This window comes from Trinickia sp. HAY1-2D, from assembly GCF_056754935.1.
On the sequence record NZ_JBPGWX010000002.1, the window covers coordinates 1953678 to 1971038 of the forward strand.

11 protein-coding genes and 1 pseudogene are annotated in these 17361 nt (G+C 63.5%); 8 read left to right on the forward strand and 4 right to left on the reverse strand.

Annotated features, from left to right (window positions below; genetic code table 11):
- Positions 1 to 8: 8 nt before the first annotated feature.
- Together pgm and ACR9ZC_RS16295 are read left to right on the forward strand one after the other, a co-directional pair.
- Positions 9 to 1682, forward strand: coding sequence for a phosphoglucomutase (alpha-D-glucose-1,6-bisphosphate-dependent) (pgm, locus tag ACR9ZC_RS16290; protein ID WP_481581086.1), 1674 nt, complete (start codon positions 9 to 11; stop codon positions 1680 to 1682).
- 73 nt (positions 1683 to 1755) lie between these two features.
- Positions 1756 to 10503: a glycoside hydrolase family 94 protein gene (locus tag ACR9ZC_RS16295; RefSeq protein WP_481581087.1), complete on the forward strand. Its 8748-nt coding sequence runs from the start codon at positions 1756 to 1758 to the stop codon at positions 10501 to 10503.
- A gap of 25 nt (positions 10504 to 10528) precedes the next feature.
- Here the strand turns inward: ACR9ZC_RS16295 and ACR9ZC_RS16300 are convergent, their stop codons facing one another.
- Both ACR9ZC_RS16300 and ACR9ZC_RS16305 read right to left on the reverse strand, forming a co-directional pair.
- Positions 10529 to 10684: a DUF3309 family protein gene (locus ACR9ZC_RS16300; protein ID WP_173260446.1), complete on the reverse strand. Its 156-nt coding sequence runs from the start codon at positions 10682 to 10684 to the stop codon at positions 10529 to 10531.
- A 279-nt stretch (positions 10685 to 10963) separates the two neighbouring features.
- On the reverse strand, positions 10964 to 12976 hold the full coding sequence (locus ACR9ZC_RS16305; RefSeq protein WP_481582689.1) for an AI-2E family transporter: 2013 nt from the start codon (positions 12974 to 12976) through the stop codon (positions 10964 to 10966).
- A gap of 276 nt (positions 12977 to 13252) precedes the next feature.
- Between ACR9ZC_RS16305 and ACR9ZC_RS16310 the strand changes: the two genes are divergently transcribed.
- From ACR9ZC_RS16310 to ACR9ZC_RS16330, 5 genes are all read left to right on the forward strand, one after another.
- The gene (locus ACR9ZC_RS16310) at positions 13253 to 13972 is read left to right on the forward strand and encodes a Crp/Fnr family transcriptional regulator (protein ID WP_481581088.1); all 720 of its coding nucleotides are present in this window, start codon (positions 13253 to 13255) and stop codon (positions 13970 to 13972) included.
- Between the two features lie 75 nt (positions 13973 to 14047).
- Entirely contained in the window at positions 14048 to 14500 is a 453-nt protein-coding gene (locus ACR9ZC_RS16315) for a hypothetical protein (RefSeq protein WP_481581089.1), read from the forward strand.
- 253 nt (positions 14501 to 14753) lie between these two features.
- Complete coding sequence (locus ACR9ZC_RS16320) at positions 14754 to 15026, forward strand: hypothetical protein (RefSeq protein ID WP_481581090.1); 273 nt, start codon at positions 14754 to 14756, stop codon at positions 15024 to 15026.
- A 47-nt stretch (positions 15027 to 15073) separates the two neighbouring features.
- Positions 15074 to 15469: a type II toxin-antitoxin system HicB family antitoxin gene (locus ACR9ZC_RS16325; RefSeq protein WP_481581091.1), complete on the forward strand. Its 396-nt coding sequence runs from the start codon at positions 15074 to 15076 to the stop codon at positions 15467 to 15469.
- A gap of 49 nt (positions 15470 to 15518) precedes the next feature.
- Positions 15519 to 15725: a hypothetical protein gene (locus ACR9ZC_RS16330; RefSeq protein WP_481581092.1), complete on the forward strand. Its 207-nt coding sequence runs from the start codon at positions 15519 to 15521 to the stop codon at positions 15723 to 15725.
- Between the two features lie 33 nt (positions 15726 to 15758).
- On the opposite strand, the gene ACR9ZC_RS16335 is transcribed toward ACR9ZC_RS16330, so the two are convergent.
- The gene (locus tag ACR9ZC_RS16335) at positions 15759 to 16478 is read right to left on the reverse strand and encodes a Crp/Fnr family transcriptional regulator (RefSeq protein ID WP_173260452.1); all 720 of its coding nucleotides are present in this window, start codon (positions 16476 to 16478) and stop codon (positions 15759 to 15761) included.
- 149 nt (positions 16479 to 16627) lie between these two features.
- Here ACR9ZC_RS16335 and ACR9ZC_RS16340 point away from each other — a divergent pair.
- Positions 16628 to 16924, forward strand: a pseudogene (locus tag ACR9ZC_RS16340) (SPFH domain-containing protein); the annotation flags it as partial.
- Positions 16925 to 16943: 19 nt separating this feature from the next.
- Here the strand turns inward: ACR9ZC_RS16340 and ACR9ZC_RS16345 are convergent.
- Positions 16944 to 17180 (reverse strand): hypothetical protein, encoded by a 237-nt coding sequence (locus ACR9ZC_RS16345; protein WP_481581093.1) that lies wholly within the window; start codon positions 17178 to 17180, stop codon positions 16944 to 16946.
- Positions 17181 to 17361 lie beyond the last annotated feature (181 nt).

Sequence of the window (17361 nt, forward strand, 5' to 3'; positions counted from 1 at the left end):
AGGCGGCAATGAACATCAATCCTCTCGCCGGCAAGCTCGCGTCGAACGCGATGCTGGTCAACGTTGCGCGGCTGGTCACGGCGTACTACACCGATGTACCGGACCCCTCGATTCCCGAGCAACGGATCGCATTCGGCACGTCCGGGCATCGCGGCTCGGCGTTCGAGCGTAGCTTCAACGAGTGGCATGTACTCGCCATTACCCAGGCCATTTGCCGTTATCGAAAGCACCAGAGCATCGACGGCCCGCTATTTCTCGGAATCGATACCCATGCGCTCTCGGAACCTGCTGGCGCGAGCGCGCTCGAGGTACTGGCCGCCAACGGCGTCGACGTCATGATTGCGCAGATCGGCGAATACACACCCGCGCCGGCCGTGTCACACGCGATCCTGGCTTACAACCGCGGCCGCGCTGCGGGCCTGGCGGATGGCATCGTGATGACGCCTTCGCACAACCCGCCGGAAAGCGGCGGGCTCAAATACAACCCGCCGAACGGCGGACCGGCGGACGAGACCGTCACCCGCTGGGTCGAGGCAGCGGCGAACACCTTGCTCGAAGCCAAGCTCGACGGCGTGCTGCGCGTACCGCTGTCGAAGGCGCTGCGCGCCACGACGACGCACCGGCATGACTTTCTCAACGCATACGTCGGCGACCTCGTCAATGTCATCGATATGGATGTGGTGCGCGGCGCGCCGATCCGCCTGGGAGTGGATCCGCTCGGCGGTGCCGGCGTGCACTACTGGGGGCCGATTGCAGCACGCTACGGCTTGAATCTGATTTCGGTCAATGACGAGGTCGATCAGACGTTCCGCTTCGTGAGCCTCGATTGGGACGGGCGGATTCGCATGGACCCGTCGTCGCCCTATGCGATGCAAACGCTGCTCGACCAGAAGGACCGCTTCGATGTGGCGTTTGCGTGCGACACCGACCACGACCGGCATGGTGTCGTCACGCGCAACGCGGGGCTGCTGCCGCCGAATCACTATCTCACGGTCCTCGTCGATTACCTGTACTTGCATCGTCCGAAGTGGCCCGCTGACGCCGCGGTGGGCAAGACCATCGTCAGCAGCCAGATGATCGATCGCGTGAGCGCGAAGCTCGGCCGTGGGCTTTACGAAGTGCCCGTGGGATTCAAATGGTTTGTCGGCGGCTTGCTTAACGGTTCGCTCGGCTTTGCCGGAGAAGAGAGCGCAGGCGCGAGCTGTCTGAGGCTGGACGGCACGACGTGGACGACGGACAAGGATGGGATCGTGCCCGCGTTGCTCGCAGCCGAAATAACGACTCGAACAGGCCGCGATCCCGCCGAGATTTACCGTGATCTGAGCCAGAGATTGGGCGAGCCGACCGAACGTCGCGTGCAAGCCGTGGCGACAGCGCAGCAGCGTGCACAGCTGGCGCGGCTTTCGCCTACTCACTTTACCCATACCGAACTGGCCGGCGAAAAGATCGAGCAGGTGCTCGATCGCGCGCCAGGCAATTACGCCGCCATTGGCGGCATCAAGGTCATCACGAAGAACGGATGGTTTGCCGTGCGTCCGTCAGGAACGGAAGACATGTACAAGATCTATGCGGAGAGCTTTCGCGATGAGGTTCACCTGACACGCATCGTCGACGAGGCTCAGGCATGGATCGACGACATGTTGGAGACACAGACGGCCGAGCGTGACGGCGCCGTGCAGTGAAGCGCAAAAGCGAGCGCATTGCATGGGACCGATCGCGATGAAATACACAACTGGACGTGGACGAGGTTACGCGATGGGCCGACGTCGCAGATCGTCGTCGCCATGGAACAGCACGGAGCCGGTTCGCGAAGAGCTCTTCGGCGAAGAACGGCTGGCGCAGCATGCTCGCAGTCTCGCCGAAGCACAGCAAATCTCGAAGAGATCGTTTGCCGGGCCGTCGCTTGCAACGCGACTCAAGGATAACGCGGACCAGCTGTTGCACGCCTACGAAGCGACCGTGGCCGCCGCCGCGCACGATGAAGCGATCACGCCGGCAGCAGAGTGGCTGCTCGACAACTACTACATGGTCGAAGAGCAGGTTCGGCAAATTCGCGACGACCTGCCGCCCAGCTACTATCGGCAACTGCCCAAGCTGAACGGCGGCCCGTTCGCCGGCTATCCTCGAGTATTCGGTCTCGCCTGGGCCTTCGTCGCCCATACCGACAGCCGCTTCGACCCCGATCTGCTGTGCCGGTTCGTGCTGGCCTACCAAACGGTGCAGCCGCTGACGATCGGCGAACTCTGGGCGGTCGCGATCACGCTGCGCATCGTGCTGATAGAGAATCTGCGGCGCCTCGCGGACCAGATCACCGACGAGCGATCAGGTCGATTGGAAGCCGACGCGATGGCCGACCGCCTTCTCGGCGCGCGTGGGCAACCGCCGGAGCCGGTTGCCGCATTCGTCGCGCGCTACGAATCCTCGGCCTTACGCGACACTTTTGCGGTGCAGTTGTTGCAACGGCTGCACGACCAGGACCCTGAGGTGACGCCCGCGGTTGCCTGGCTTCGCGAGCGACTCCTGACCCAGCACACCACGGCGGAGGGGATCGTGGCTGCTGTGCATCAGCGGCAGGGCGCGGCCAGTCTGACGGTGCGCAATGTGATTACGAGCATGCGCTCGATTTCCGACGCCGACTGGACGCAAATGTTCGAGCGTGTCAGCCCAGTCGACGAAATCTTGCGGACGCATCCCGGTTTCGTCGAGATGGATTTCGCGACGCGTAATTTATATCGCGGCGCCATCGAGGCGCTGGCACGCGGCTCGGGGGGCAGCGAGACCGATATCGCGCGCCGTGCCGTTGCGGCCGCAGAGCAGGCGGCACAACAAGCCAATGCGGAGCATGCCACGGCAGGAAACAACGGCGCGCAGGCTGCCGACACGGCGGCGCGCCGCACGACCGATCCCGGTTATTACCTGCTGGCGGGCGGTCGCCGTTCGCTAGAGGCCGCGATCGGCTATCGCGCTCCAGTTGCTGTGTGGCTGCATCGCTTCACGCGCCGCGCCGGGATCGGCGGCTATATCGGCCGTATCGTGTTGCTTTGCGCGCTGATGCTGGCGGGCGTGCTGGCGCTGCTGGCCGGCCTCGTCCCGCACGCGGGTTGGCTGGTTTGGCTGGGCTTCGCCGGGTTGCTGCCGGCGGTGGATGTGGCGGTGGCAATCGTCAACCGTGGCGTCATGCGTGACGTCGGCGCAATCGTGCTTCCAGGCCTTGCTTTGCGCGACGGTATCCCGGCCGCCTTGCGCACGGTAATCGCCGTGCCGACGCTGCTGACGACACCGGCGGCAGTGGCCGAACAGGTCGAGCGGCTCGAAGTTCATCACCTCGCAAGCCCGGAAGGCGAGCTTTACTATGCGCTGCTATCCGACTGGACCGATTCGCCGACCGCCGAGGCCGATGGCGACGACGCGCTGCTGGCGGCCGCGGCAGCGGGCATCGCCCGACTGAACCGCCTCTATGCGGGCGGACTGGATGGCGAGCGCTTCCTCCTGCTGCATCGACGACGCACCTGGAATGCCGCCGAACGGCAATGGATGGGTTGGGAACGCAAGCGGGGCAAATTGCATGAGCTGAACCGGCTGTTGCGTGGCGCGCTCGATACCTCGTTCATCGGCATCGATGGGCAACCGCCCGCCGTGCCGTCTCAGGTGCGTTACGTAATCACGCTCGATGCGGATACCCGCTTGCCGCGCGACACGGTTCGCCGGCTGATCGGCAAGATGGCTCATCCGCTGAACCGCGCGGTGTTCGATGATGCAAGCCGGCGCATCGTCGACGGCTACGGCGTGCTGCAGCCGCGCGTGACGCCGTCGCTGCCGGTGGGCGCCGAGGGCTCGCTGTTCCAGCGCGTGTCCTCGAGTCCGAGCGGCATCGATCCGTATGTGGCCGCGGTGTCGGACGTCTATCAGGACCTCTTCGACGAAGGCTCATACGCGGGCAAGGGGATCTACGATGTGGACGCCTTCGAGACCGCCTTGGCAGGACGCGTGCCGGATAACACGATGCTCAGTCACGATCTGTTCGAAGGTATTTTTGCGCGCGCCGGCCTGGCGTCCGATGTCGAGGTCGTCGAAGCGTTTCCGGCCCGTTACGACGTCTGCGCAGCACGCCAGCATCGCTGGGCGCGCGGCGACTGGCAACTGCTGCCGTGGTTGGCCATGGCGCCCCGACGCGCAGATAGCGCGCTGGGAGCGACGGGCCGCTGGAAGGTACTCGATAACCTGCGCCGCACGCTGACGGCGCCCGCTGCATTTGTCGCACTGCTGGCAGGCTGGAGCTTGCCGTTGCCGGTTGCGCTCGGCTGGACCGGCTTCGTGACGGCAACCATCGCCTTGCCGGTGCTGCTACCCCCGCTGAGCGCGCTCGTGCCGCGTTGGCAACGCGCGCACGTGAAAATGACGGCGCGCAGCCTGCTGTTCGTGTGGCTGGACGATCTGCGGCTCGCGCTCGCGCGGCTTGGATTGTCCATCTTCTTCCTGCCGCAGCAGACGTGGTCGATGATCGATGCGATCGCCCGTACGCTGTTCCGCGTGCTGATCAGTCACCGGCACCTGCTTGAATGGACGACCGCGGCCGAAGCCGGTATACGCGATCGGCTCACACTTGCCGCGACATTCCTGCGCATGCGCGGCGGCCTCGTGCTCGCGCTCTTGGGCATCGCGGCGAGCGCGTGGGCAGCGTGGCGCTTCGGTAATGACGGTGCGTGGGCGGGCGTTCCATTCGCGTTTGCCTGGATCGCGTCGCCTGCCATCGCGTACTGGACGAGCCTGGCACCCTGGCCGGCCGGCGAACTTGTCGTGTGCCCCGAAGACGCGCGGCAACTGCGGTTCCATGCACGACGTACGTGGCGCTATTTCGAAACCTTCGTCACGGCCGCCGACCAGATGCTGCCTCCGGACAACTTCCAGGAGGATCCACGGCCGGTCGTCGCGCATCGGACGTCGCCGACCAACCTCGGGCTCTATCTGCTTTCCACAGTCAGCGCGCGGGAGTTTGGTTGGGTCGGCACGCTCGACACCGTCACGCGGCTCGAAGCGACACTCGCCACGATGCAGCGCTTGCCGCGCTACCGCGGACACTTCTACAACTGGTACGACACCCAGGATCTGCGGCCGCTCGAACCGAAGTATGTGTCGTCGGTCGACAGCGGCAATCTTGCCGGGCATCTGATCGCGCTGGGCAATGCCTGCCGCACGTGGGCGACACAGGCTGCCCACGCAGGGCGGGTGGTGGTGTTCGCAGGCATCCGCGACACATTGGCGTTACTGTGCGACACCGTGCGCGCGAGCCGGAGCGCGAGCACGCGGAGCCCTTTGCATGGCGAGTTCGACCAAGCCGTGGGCGCGCTGCAGGCAGTGCTCGTCGTCGAGGGACCGGACGCGCCAGCAGCGGACGGCAGCACACCAACAGAGCTCGCACCGGCGTGGCCGGCAATCGCGCTGCTCGCCGCCACGGTGGCCGATATCGCGCGCGCCCTGGTCGATGAAAAGCATCGCGATCGAGACGGCCCGCTCGACGACGTGCTGTTTTGGGCCGACGCGCTCGAACTTGCGGTTCGCAGTCATCGCAGCGATAGCGCTTGCGCCCCGGACGGTTTGGCCGCACTGCACGCACGCTTGCGCACACTGACCGATACCGCATTGCAGATGGCGAATGCGATGGAGTTCGGTTTCCTGCTGGACCCGACGCGCCATTTGTTGTCGATCGGCTACGCGGTCAGCGAGGGTCGGCTCGATCCCAGCAGCTACGATCTGCTGGCGTCGGAGGCGCGGCTCGCGAGCTTCGTTGCGATCGCCAAAGGCGACATTCCCGCGCGCCACTGGTTCCGGCTGGGCCGCGTCGCGACCCCTGTCGCGGGCGGCGCCGCGCTGGTCTCATGGTCGGGTTCGATGTTCGAATACCTGATGCCTTCGCTCGTGATGCGCGCGCCGGCGAGCAGCCTGCTCGCGCGAACCAACGGCTTGGCCGTGCGCAGGCAGATCAGTTACGGCGCGACGCTGGGCTTGCCGTGGGGAATCTCCGAATCCGCCTATAACGCACGGGATCTCGAATTCACGTATCAATACTCGAGCTTCGGCATCCCGGATCTCGGGCTCAAGCGCGGTCTCGGTCACGATGCCGTCATTGCGCCGTATGCGACCGCGCTTGCCGCGATGGTCGTGCCATCGGCGGCCATGCGCAACTTCGAACGCCTGAGCGCCGCGGGAGCGGGCGGGCGCTTCGGCTTCTACGAAGCGCTCGACTATACGCCCGCGCGCGTACCCGAGGGGCAACAGGTCGCGCTGGTACGCGCTTTCATGGCGCATCACCAGGGCATGTCGATCGTATCCATCGCCAATGCGCTGCTGGGCGGACGCATCCGCACCTTTTTCCATGCGGAACCGGCCGTCAAGGCAACCGAGCTGCTCTTGCAGGAACGCATGCCGGGCAGGGTGGCCGTCGCACATCTGCGGGTCGACGAGAACCGCAGCACAGGCCCGATGCGCGACGTCGAGCCGGCTGTCGCACGGCGACTGCTGTCGGCGAATGACCCATCGCCCGCGACCCATCTGCTCTCGAATGGCCGTTACGCCGTGATGCTTACGGCGGCCGGCTCCGGGTACAGCCGCTGGAACGATCTGGCCGTCACGCGCTGGCGGGAGGATGCGACGCGCGACGACTGGGGCAGCTACGTGTATCTGCGCGACGTGGCAAGCGGTGAGCTCTGGTCGGCCGCATGGCAGCCGACGGGGGTGGTGCCCGACAGCTACGACGTGACGTTCGCGGAAGACCGCGCGGAGTTTGTCCGGCGCGACGGGGCGCTGACCACCTCGCTCGATGTGGTGGTATCCGCGGAAGACGACGCGGAGGTGCGGCGGGTATCGGTGGCCAACGGCGGGTCGCGCGCACGCACCATCGAACTCACGTCCTACGCTGAGATCGTGCTTGCACCGCCGGCCAGCGATGAGGCGCATCCGGCGTTCTCCAAGCTGTTCATCGAGACCGAGTATCTGCCTGAGCCGGGTGTCATTCTGGCGACGCGGCGCCGTCGCGAACCGAGCGAACCGGAGGTCTGGGCCGCCCATCTTGCGGTGGTCGAAGGCGATGCTCTCGGGCGCGTCGAAGTCGAAACGGATCGCGCCCGCTTTATCGGGCGAGGCCGGAACGTCCGTTCACCACTGGGGCTCGCAGACGAGCGGACCCTCGGCAATTCGGCAGGCGCTGTACTCGATGCCGCGTTCACGATGCGGCGGCGTCTCGTCATCGAGCCGGGCGCGACCGCGAGCGTTGCCTTCTGGACTATCGTCGCCGAGTCGCGCGCGCAACTTCTGAATCTGGTGGACAAACATCGCGACAGTGCTTCGTTCGCGCGGGCGGCGATGCTCGCCTGGACGCAGGCCCAAGTCCAGTTGCGCCATAACGGGGTGAGCCCGGACGAAGCCAGCCTGTTCCAACGGATGGCGGGCGCCATGCTGTATGGCGATCCTTCGCTGCGGCCGAACTCCGCCGCACTGGTGCGCGGGATGGCGGCGGTTGCCGCGGCGGGTGGTATGGGCGCCGCGCCGCTATGGGCGCATGGCGTGTCGGGCAATCTGCCCATCCTGCTGGTGCGGATCGACGACGCCGAGCATATGGCATTGGTGCGGCAGCTGGTGCACGCCCACGAATACTGGCGCATGAAGCGGCTCGCGGTCGATCTGGTCATCGTCAACGAGCGCGCGTCGTCGTACGTGCAGGATTTGCAGGGCGCGCTCGAAACGCTGGTGCGCTCGGGACCCCCACGGCAGCGCTCAGGCGGCGCCGCGCGCGGCGAGATCTTCGTGTTGCGTGCGGACCTGATGTCGAGCGACGCGCGTGCCCTCTTTCCCGTTGCCGCGCGCGTGGTGCTGGCAGCGCGCAACGGCCGCTTGCTCGATCAGTTGCAGCGGTTGGCGAGCGTGGCCCCTCGTCTGCCACTGGTACAGCCCCGCGTCAGGCGCTCGCCTTCGGCGTCTGTACCGGCGCCGGTCACGAGCATTCAGACGGGGGCCGGACTTGAATACTTCAACGGTCTCGGCGGGTTTGAGAACGATGGTCGCGAATACGTGACGGTCCTCGCGCCGGGTCAATGCACGCCGATGCCGTGGGTCAATGTCGTCGCGAATCCGGGTTGCGGCTTTCTGGTGTCGGCCGAGGGTAGCGGCTACACGTGGGCATCGAACAGTCGAGAGCACCAACTGACGCCTTGGTCGAACGATCCGGTCAGCGACCCGCCAGCAGAAGCGTTTTACGTTCGTGACGACGAGACAGGCATGCTCTGGGGGCCCCAGGCGAGCGCCGCGCGCGACAACACGCCCGGTGCCGCACCGTACATCGCGCGTCACGGCCAGGGCTATAGCCGCTTCGCGCATACCGCTGAAGGGATCGCGCTCGAGCTGCTGCAATTCGTGCCGCTCGAGGATCCGCTCAAGATCTCCCGTCTGACGCTGCGCAATCTGTCGAACCGTCCCCGCCGGCTTTCGGTGACGGCCTACGCCGAATGGGCATTGGGTGCGTCGCGCAGCGTTGCCGCGCCACATACCATCAGCGAGATCGACGCGGCCACGGGGGCGATGTTCGCCCGCAATGGTTGGACTCAGGCTTATCGCGGCCGCGTCGCGTTCGCGGATCTGGGTGGCGAACAGACCGCATGGAGCGCCGACAGGTGCGAATTCGTTGGCCGCAATGGTACCTTGAACGACCCTGCGGGGCTCGCCACTGGCGCGGGTGCCTTGCCGCTGTCCGGGAGGGTCGGGGCGGGTCTCGATCCATGTGCGGCGTTGCAGTGCTCGATCGAACTGGAGCCCGGCGGGAGCGCCGAAGTGGTATTTCTGCTCGGCGAGACGGACGCACCCGAGGCGGCACGGCGATTGATTGCACGTTATCGCAAAGCGGATCTCGATGCGGTACTCGCCGCCGTGACCGCGTTCTGGGACGAGACGCTCGGAGTCGTTCAGGTGTCCACGCCGGATCGCGCGATGGACCTGATGCTCAACCGTTGGCTGCTCTATCAGACGCTCGCCTGTCGCCTCTGGGCGCGCGCTGGCTTTTATCAGGCGAGTGGCGCTTACGGTTTTCGCGATCAGTTGCAAGACGGTATGGCACTCGCCGTTGCACGCCCGGCGCTGACCCGCGAGCACCTGCTGCGCGCGGCGGCGCGACAGTTTCCGGAGGGCGACGTGCAGCATTGGTGGCTGCCTCAGGACGGCGCCGGCGTGCGCACGCGTATCTCGGACGATCGGGCGTGGCTTGCCTACACGGTGGCCCACTATGTTGACGTGACCGGGGACCGGGCAATTCTCGACGTCGCTGTGCCGTTTATCGAGGGCAGACCACTGGCCGCCGGCGAGCATGACGCTTACTTCGTGCCGACTGTTTCTGAGCTCAGCGCGCCGCTGTATGAGCATTGCGTACGTGGTCTGGAGCAAAGCCTGGGGCTCTTCGGAGCGCACGGCTTGCCACTGATCGGCACGGGCGACTGGAACGACGGCATGAATCGGGTCGGCGAGAAAGGGCGGGGAGAAAGTGTCTGGCTCGGCTGGTTCCTCTACGCCGCGCTCATGGCGTTCGCACCGATCGCGCGTACACGTGGCGATGGCGAACGGGCGGACCGCTGGCTCGAGCGTGCCGAAGCGCTGCGCAACGCGCTCGAGGGCGCGGGTTGGGACGGCGAATGGTACCTGCGCGGCTACTTCGACGACGGCACGCCCCTTGGGGCGGCCAGCAACGATGAGTGCGCGATCGATGCGATTGCGCAATCGTGGAGCGTGCTATCGGGTGCGGCGGGCGCGGCGCGGGCCGAACGCGCAATGGCCGCGCTGGATAACCGGCTGATTCGCCGCGAGGACGGCTTGGCGTTGCTGTTCGCGCCGCCGTTCGATCGCACGTCTCTCGAACCGGGGTATATCAAGGGTTATCCGCCCGGCGTTCGGGAAAATGGCGGGCAATACACGCATGCCGCCGTATGGTCGGTGCTGGCCTTCGCGCAATTGGGCGACGGCGATCGCGCTGCGGAGCTGTTCGCGCTGCTCAACCCGATCAATCGCACGCGTACGCGAAGCGGGGGGAGGCGCTATAAGGTGGAACCGTACGTCCTGGCCGCCGACGTTTATTCGGTCGCGCCGCATGTAGGGCGCGGCGGATGGACGTGGTATACGGGTTCGGCGGGATGGATGTATCGGGCCGGCATCGAGGGGCTGCTTGGCATCCGCAAGCACGGCGAGGAGCTGTCGATCGAACCCTGTGTGCCGAAGGGCTGGCCTGGCTTCACTGCCGTGTTCCGCCATGGCGCCGCGCGATACGACATCACTGTCGAGAACCCGTGCGGCGTCAGCCGAGGCGTGAGCAGCATGGAAGTGGACGGTACGGTGCTCGAATTCGGCAAGACAACGGTGCGATTGGTGGACGACGGTCAACGCCACAGTGTGACCGTGACCCTCGGCGTAGATGTCGCGTCATGGCCGAGGGCGTCGTCCGGCGAGGCAGAGAGCCTTAAACAGTCGTGAACGAGCTTCGTTCGGTGTTCGCCGCTCATATCCTGCCAACAAGCAGCAGCACGACGACGATGAGCAACAGCACGCCGAGCACGCCGCTGGGCATGTACCCCCATGAACGGCTGTGCGGCCACGTCGGCGCGGCCCCAATCAAAAGGAGCACCAGTAGTACGACCAATACGGTTCCTAACATGATGCTTCTCCATGAGCCTTGTTTTGCCTGGCGCTTCGGTGTGTTTGTCGCCGCGCATCGCGCAGTGCGTGCGGAGTCTGTTTGGATTCTCATGCGACATGCCTGCCGATGCTCGTTGCCCGCAAGTGGTGGAGCATGCCGTTCGAATCAAACCGAAACCGCTAGCGTGAGGTTGGCACTGATTGGCGACGCAGTCGGTACGGCGGCGGACAGGGAGACCGCAAATACGCATGCATGAGCCAAGGGCACCCCGGCACGCCAAGTCATTCCGGCGCTCGGTCAACTCGGAGGCGGTCGCATCCGCTGCATAATGCGGCTTTCATCTCCAGGCTCGGGATCCATTGCCCTGAGCATATTCCGCGAGGTAAGGCGTGCATCGATCATCTCCCGAACTGAAGTAGCGTAGTGGTCGGCGCCGATGGCGCTCTGCAGGTCTTTGCTCCACTGATCGGTTCCACCCGCAGGCCACAGGCCCACGACGATCGATGTGTCCGGCAAGCGCTGCCGCAGGCGCCGCAGCAGGTAGCGCAAATGTGACGGGATGCCGTCTATGTCGAGATAAAAGATGCATATCGTCGTCGCCGCAGTGAGGTCGAGGCTGCCGATCCGCACGCGAGAGACCGCGTCATGCGGGATCACCCGGCAGTCGCGATTGTGCTTTCCCAAAAGTTGAACGAGGATGGCCGATGCCAATTCGTCGAGCGGGCCCCGTCCTGCTATGCAAACGATGGGATTGTCGGCGCGCTCGGCCATTGAAGCTTGCGCGTCCGTTGGTACGATGGGATGCATCAGTTCGAGCGGCACGTTTTGTCCGGCGCGCGAGGGCGTCAGAGCGCTCGAACTGTCGTTGGCCGCCACCGGTGCCGGATCCATATCGGCGAAGCCATCCAGACCTTCTATGAGATCGTTCGTCGTGTCATGGATTCGCGTCAGCTGTACGGCTGTTACACCGCCGCGTGCAACATCGTTGGCGGCGAGTTGCAATCCCTTGAGCGCGACCTCGTCGTAATAGGCGGAGAGCGCTCGGTCGCGCAGCAGGATTTCCGCCTGCTCCAGTATTTCATCCGGGTCGCCCGCGAGCGCTCGCTGGTAGAGATTTTCGATCGGAGTCAGCGCCGGCTGATCACCGAGCAGCACGTCGAGAAATTCGAGCCGGGCAACGTGGCGGCCTAGAACCAGAACGCAAAGCGTCAGCGGCGTGGACAGGATGAGCCCGACAGGCCCCCACATCCAACTCCAGAAAATCGCGGCAACGACGACCGAAAACGGGGAAAGACCGGTGCTATGGCCATATAACAAGGGTTCGACGGCTTGACCGACCAGCAGTTCGACCGTCAAAAAAAGTGCCAGCGACCAGATCGCCATCGACCATCCGGGACTGACTGCTGCGGCAAGTGCGATAGCCAGGAGCGCGGATATCCAGATGCCAACGTAGGGCACGAGGCGCAACAGCGCGGCCAGAATGCCCCAAAGTACGGGGTTGGGGACGCCAATGAAAAACAGGCCTGTCCCGATCACGACGCCCACGCCGGCATTCACTCCGAGTTGCGCGAGGAAATACCGGCTGAGGCGGCGCGCGGCCTCGTCCATGGCGGTCGTCGTCCGATGCAGATCCCTGGAGCCGAACAACCGGATCGCGCGATTCCGCAAATCGTCTCGCTGAAGCAAAATGACAACGGTAACGACGAACACGATAAAAGTCGTTTCAAGCGGGCTGACGACGGGGGACAGCACGCGCCGTATAAGCTGGAAGGCGGTGGGAACGGGCTCGCGCACCTCGACCGGAAGCGCGGCGGGCGAGGGCGATGCGTTCAACGCGGAGGTGGACTCGGGCTCGCGAACGGTTTGCGGGTGACCGATCGTCGCGTGTTGAAGCGCTTCGCCAACGGCGCCCGTCAGGTCGTTCAATTTCGAAAACGTGAGGGTGCGCGCGGCATCGATCTTCGCTTCTATCGTAGCCTGATACCGAGGAATGCCGACAGCGAGATTGGTCAACTGGGTTGCGATCACTGCGCCAAGCAGGATGATCACTGAGAGCGAAAGCAATACAGCGACGAGAACCGAAGCAATATGTCCGAGCCTGACGCGGACCAGCATATTGACCAGAGGCGAGATGAGGAAGCTCAATAAAACAGCGACTGTGACCGGAATCAGAACCTCGCGCGCGAAATAAAGGCCGGCGACGATGGCTACGCCTGCGGCGATGGGGACCAATGCCCGTACGCCGGGCGCTTCGGGTGACTCGGCTTGCGTTGCCGGCGTCGCGCAATGCGGTTCGATTAATTTGGACATGACTGCTGGTGCTCGCAATGCGTTCGCACAGCGACACCCCTCACGAATTCGTGGAATCGAATCCGAAGCTACGCCATGAAAGCTGCGGATGCGGTACGACAGCGTACAGAGAAGACGCGCGCAAGCTCTGGAGCATTCGTTTACAGTCCGATGGAAGCGGTCATTTTTGCGTTCCACCACTTTGTCGTATTCTCGAATGCGCTCGCAGCGGTCATCCAATGACGCTCGGCGTCACGTCCTGTTAATCTCGACTCGTCGAACCTCCAGGAGTCTTCCGTGCCAGACGCAAATCAATCTCTTGGAAACCACCTGCTTTCGGTTTTGCCGGAAGCCGAGTGGGAACGCATCGGTCCGCATATCGTGGAGGTGGATATGCCGCTGGGACAGGTCGTCTACGAATCCGGCGACCGCCTCCATCACGTCTATTTCCCGTCGACCGCAATCGTCTCGCTGCTCTATGTGATGGAGAACGGGGCGTCGGGCGAGATCGCGATCGTCGGCAATGAAGGCGTGGTCGGCATTGCGCTCTTCATGGGAGGGGAAACCACGCCGAGTCGAGCGGTCGTGCAGAGCGCGGGCAAGGCCTACCGGCTCGAGGCACGCCTCTTGAAGGAGGAATTCCATAGAGCGGGCCCTACGCAGCGGTTACTGCTGCGGTACACGCAAGCCCTCATCACGCAGATGGCGCAGACCGCGGTGTGCAACCGGCATCATTCGATCGATCAGCAATTGTGCCGCTGGCTCCTGCTGAGCATCGACCGGCTGCCGTCCAACGAGTTGAAGATGACTCAGGAACTGATCGCCAACATGCTCGGCGTGCGCAGGCCCGGCGTCACCGAAGCCGCGATGAAGCTTCAGGACGCGGGCCTCATCCGCTATAGCTACGGTCACATCGAGGTACTCGATCGACCAGGCCTGGAAAAGCGTGTCTGCGAATGCTATGCGGTGGTGAAGCGCGAATTCGATCGACTGTTGCCCGACCTCAGGGCGTTATAGCGCAAATGGAAGCGCTGAAGAACCGCTGTACATCCGCCGGGAAAGGTATAGAGTGGGCGTTGGTGCGGCGCAGCATTGACAGTGCTGGGCCGCTCCGACCTGCTGGTCTTTAGCGAGACGCTCGCCTCCGAAATCCTTTGGACGCACGTGCCGGGTCAATTCGGGAGCATTCATACAATGAACATCGCTGCTATTGAGCAATCCGCTGACTTCGGCCAGCGTGCGTTACCGGTAATTTTCGGCTTGCAGAACGAAGCGTTCGAGCGTTTGCAGACGCTGACGCATCTCAATCTCGACGTCTTGAAGGCAATGATGGAGCAAGGACAAGTCGTCTTGTCATCGATGCCATTCGGACGAGCGCCATCCACTGACGCGGGGGGCCTGCCGCAGCAATTTCTCGAGCACGCCCAGACGTATGCGGAGCAGGTCCGACAACTTGTGATGCGCTCCCAGGGAATGATGCAGGAAGCTATCGAGCACGCGGCCGGCGTGCGCAGGCCTGGAAACGCAGTATCTGACGTCGCATAGAGCATAGCGATGCGCGGGCTTGCCGCGCAAGCACGGAACGACGCCCTGCACGAGCGGGCCGTTGGGCGCTTTAGCCCCCTGGTGGGGAGCCGGCAAGACGCCGGCTCCCCCTTTTTTTGCCGTCAAAATAAGTTTGCTTTGCAATGGCATTGAGCGCATTGTGAAGTGATCCAGATGTACCTGGCCGCCCTTTTTTCGCATCCGGATAGGCCCTGTCCAATGACGGTCAGCATCGCTCGAGGAGCACGTCATCATGTCCATTCCGACCGTCGAATACAAAGGGTACGTGCTCAGCGCCTACCCCCATCAGGAATTTCCGCTGCATCGCGATCCCTATGCCAAAGGTCCAAGGCAGTTCTCGTGCGTCGTGAGAATTGATCCGAGTGCGGCCGCCTGGGTCCAGGCCGGCCGCTATCGAACGCTATTCGGCGCAGCGAGCCCCACCAACGAGGACGACGCCATCGTCCTCGCGATGCAATATGGCAAAGACATCATAGACGGCAAGGTTCAGGCGACCGAGCTCTGATACACCGAATGAATGCTCGTTGGTCGACCGTTCTAGGGGAGCAGGCCATGGAATATCCACTTTACGTCCGCCGAGATGGCGACGGTGGTTTTCGCGCGAGTTTGCCCGATTTTCCCCGCGCCGATGTGCGCGGCGATTCGTTCGGCGAACTGAAGCGCAACGCGCAAGAAATAGTCGAGTTGATGTACGACCGCAGCGAACAACTCATACCTGTCCCCACCGGCAGCACTTCGGAATTGCATGCGCTCGATATGGACGACGGAGAAGGGCTCTGGATGTTTATCGACATCGACTTGGCGCGGGTTACCTCGAGGGCAGTCGGCGTTCAATTCAGCCTGCTCGAGAGTCTGCTGAAGCAAGTCGATGCGGCGGCGAAAGAACGTCATATGACGCGCTCCACGTTTTTCACGTTGGCTACCGTGCATGAACTCGAGAGCCGATAACCCCAGCCGTTTGCTGGCGAACCAGTTTGTCTCACAGCAGGAGTGGACCATGATCGACGACCAAGTGAACCCGGAAGAACTAGCGGAAAGCAGGACACGCAGAGAAGCCGCCGATAATGCGACGGACGATGGCATGCCTATGGCGCCCGAACATATCGAGAGCGACGTTGAGCAAGCTGAATTTAAAACGCCGAAGCAATGGATAAGGCACGCGAGAAAATGGCTGGGTTCGGGACGAAGCTTTATGCAATTCTGAGCACCGTCGATTCATCGTCGCACATGGCTACAGTCACAGCGCCTTCAAATCGGGCAGTAGACGATCGAATTCACGCTTCACCACGGCGTAGCATTCGCAGACATGCCGCTCGAGCCCTGGCCGGTCAAGCACCTCGATGTGCCCATGACTGTAGCGGATCAATCCGGCGCTCTGCAGTTTCAATGCGGCTTCGGTGACCCCCGATCTGCGCACGCCAAGCATGTTGGCGATGAGTTCCTGTGTCATCTTCAACTCGTTCGACGACAGGCGATCGATGCTCAGCAGCAGCCACCGACACAATTGCTGATCGATCGAGTGATGCCGGTTGCAGACCGCGGTCTGTGCCATCTGCGTGATAAGTGCCTGCGTGTAGCGAAGTAACAAGCGCTGCACGGGCCCACCGCGGCTGAATTCGTCTTTCAGAATTCGCGCACTGAGCCGATATGCGTGGCCGGCACTTTGAACGATCGCGCGGCTCGGGGTGGTTTCTCCACCCATGAAGATCGCGATACCGACGATTCCCTCCTTGCCCACGATCGCGATTTCGGCAGACGCGCCGTCTTCCATCACGTATAGCAGCGAGACGATCGACGTGGTCGGAAAGTAGACGTGTTCGAGCTGCCCGCCCGACTCGTAGATGACCTGCCCGAGCGGCATATCCACGTCAACGAGGTGGGGGGCAAGGCGCGCCCACTCCGCCTCGGGTAGCACCGCCAGCAACTGGTTCGCGTTTCGATCCTTAATATCTGGCATTGACGACCCCTTGAGCCGCTGTGGCGCACGTGTGCGTCGACGTTACGACGAGGCAAAAGCCGCCTTTCGCGTGGAATCCTATTATCTTATGAGCGTCGTGCCGTGAAAAGAGCGGAAAACGCTCGCCTTGCGCCGAGCCGAAGGCTTCGGATGCTATGTCGCGGCAAGCGCAGGCCGAACGCGAAAAGCAGGCGCGCGTGATTCCGGGTTCCGCGGAAGCCGAGATTGCCGCGAAGTTCGTCGAAGCGGCGCAAGTCTACGAAAACCATCCGGGAGCGCTTCAATTGCGGGCGATGAATATCATCTATGAAACGACCAAGGAACGCGGTGCGACGATCCTTATTCCGAGTTCGATGGTCGACAGTCTGAATCCGCCGCTAGCGCTGGCAATTGCGGGGCATGACGTGGCCGGGGCTGCGTTGACGCCAGTCAAGACCGCAGCGTAGGTCGTCCTGAAGTGTTCACCTATTCGGCGGGCCCGAGGATTACATCGATAGCGGCCTGCCCTGCGATCTCCGCAACGAGGTAGGCCCAGCGTCGGGAAAACGGACCACCCCGGATCTTGATGCGCTCGCCGAGCGCTGCCACACCCGGAGGATTGATGGGTGCTTTGATGCGAAACCAGACATCGAACATATCCGTCGATGTGGAAACGAGATCAATGTGAACCTCGAATCCGCGATATTCGACTGTTCGTTGCATGATGAACCTCAGGTTGCCGCAGGGCGAGAACACACGAGGGCCCATGCTAAACCTATTTGTCTCCTGCGTACGCTTTTGCCGGGCCTTTCCATTGCCGCTCGGAGAGGGCCGCGTCAGCGACCTGGCCGGTTGGCGTGTGGTGGACCTCGGTGCCGTCGCGTCGATGCTGACGATTGCACTG

Excerpts from the sequence above, each read along its gene's own strand:
- pgm (WP_481581086.1), top strand. The coding sequence starts at position 9 with ATGAACATCAATCCTCTCGCCGGCAAGCTCGCGTCGAACGCGATGCTG.
- ACR9ZC_RS16295 (WP_481581087.1), top strand. The coding sequence starts at position 1,756 with ATGGGCCGACGTCGCAGATCGTCGTCGCCATGGAACAGCACGGAGCCG.
- ACR9ZC_RS16300 (WP_173260446.1), bottom strand. The coding sequence starts at position 10,684 with ATGTTAGGAACCGTATTGGTCGTACTACTGGTGCTCCTTTTGATTGGG.
- ACR9ZC_RS16305 (WP_481582689.1), bottom strand. The coding sequence starts at position 12,976 with ATGTCCAAATTAATCGAACCGCATTGCGCGACGCCGGCAACGCAAGCC.
- ACR9ZC_RS16320 (WP_481581090.1), top strand. The coding sequence starts at position 14,754 with ATGTCCATTCCGACCGTCGAATACAAAGGGTACGTGCTCAGCGCCTAC.
- ACR9ZC_RS16325 (WP_481581091.1), top strand. The coding sequence starts at position 15,074 with ATGGAATATCCACTTTACGTCCGCCGAGATGGCGACGGTGGTTTTCGC.
- ACR9ZC_RS16330 (WP_481581092.1), top strand. The coding sequence starts at position 15,519 with ATGATCGACGACCAAGTGAACCCGGAAGAACTAGCGGAAAGCAGGACA.
- ACR9ZC_RS16335 (WP_173260452.1), bottom strand. The coding sequence starts at position 16,478 with ATGCCAGATATTAAGGATCGAAACGCGAACCAGTTGCTGGCGGTGCTA.
- ACR9ZC_RS16345 (WP_481581093.1), bottom strand. The coding sequence starts at position 17,180 with ATGCAACGAACAGTCGAATATCGCGGATTCGAGGTTCACATTGATCTC.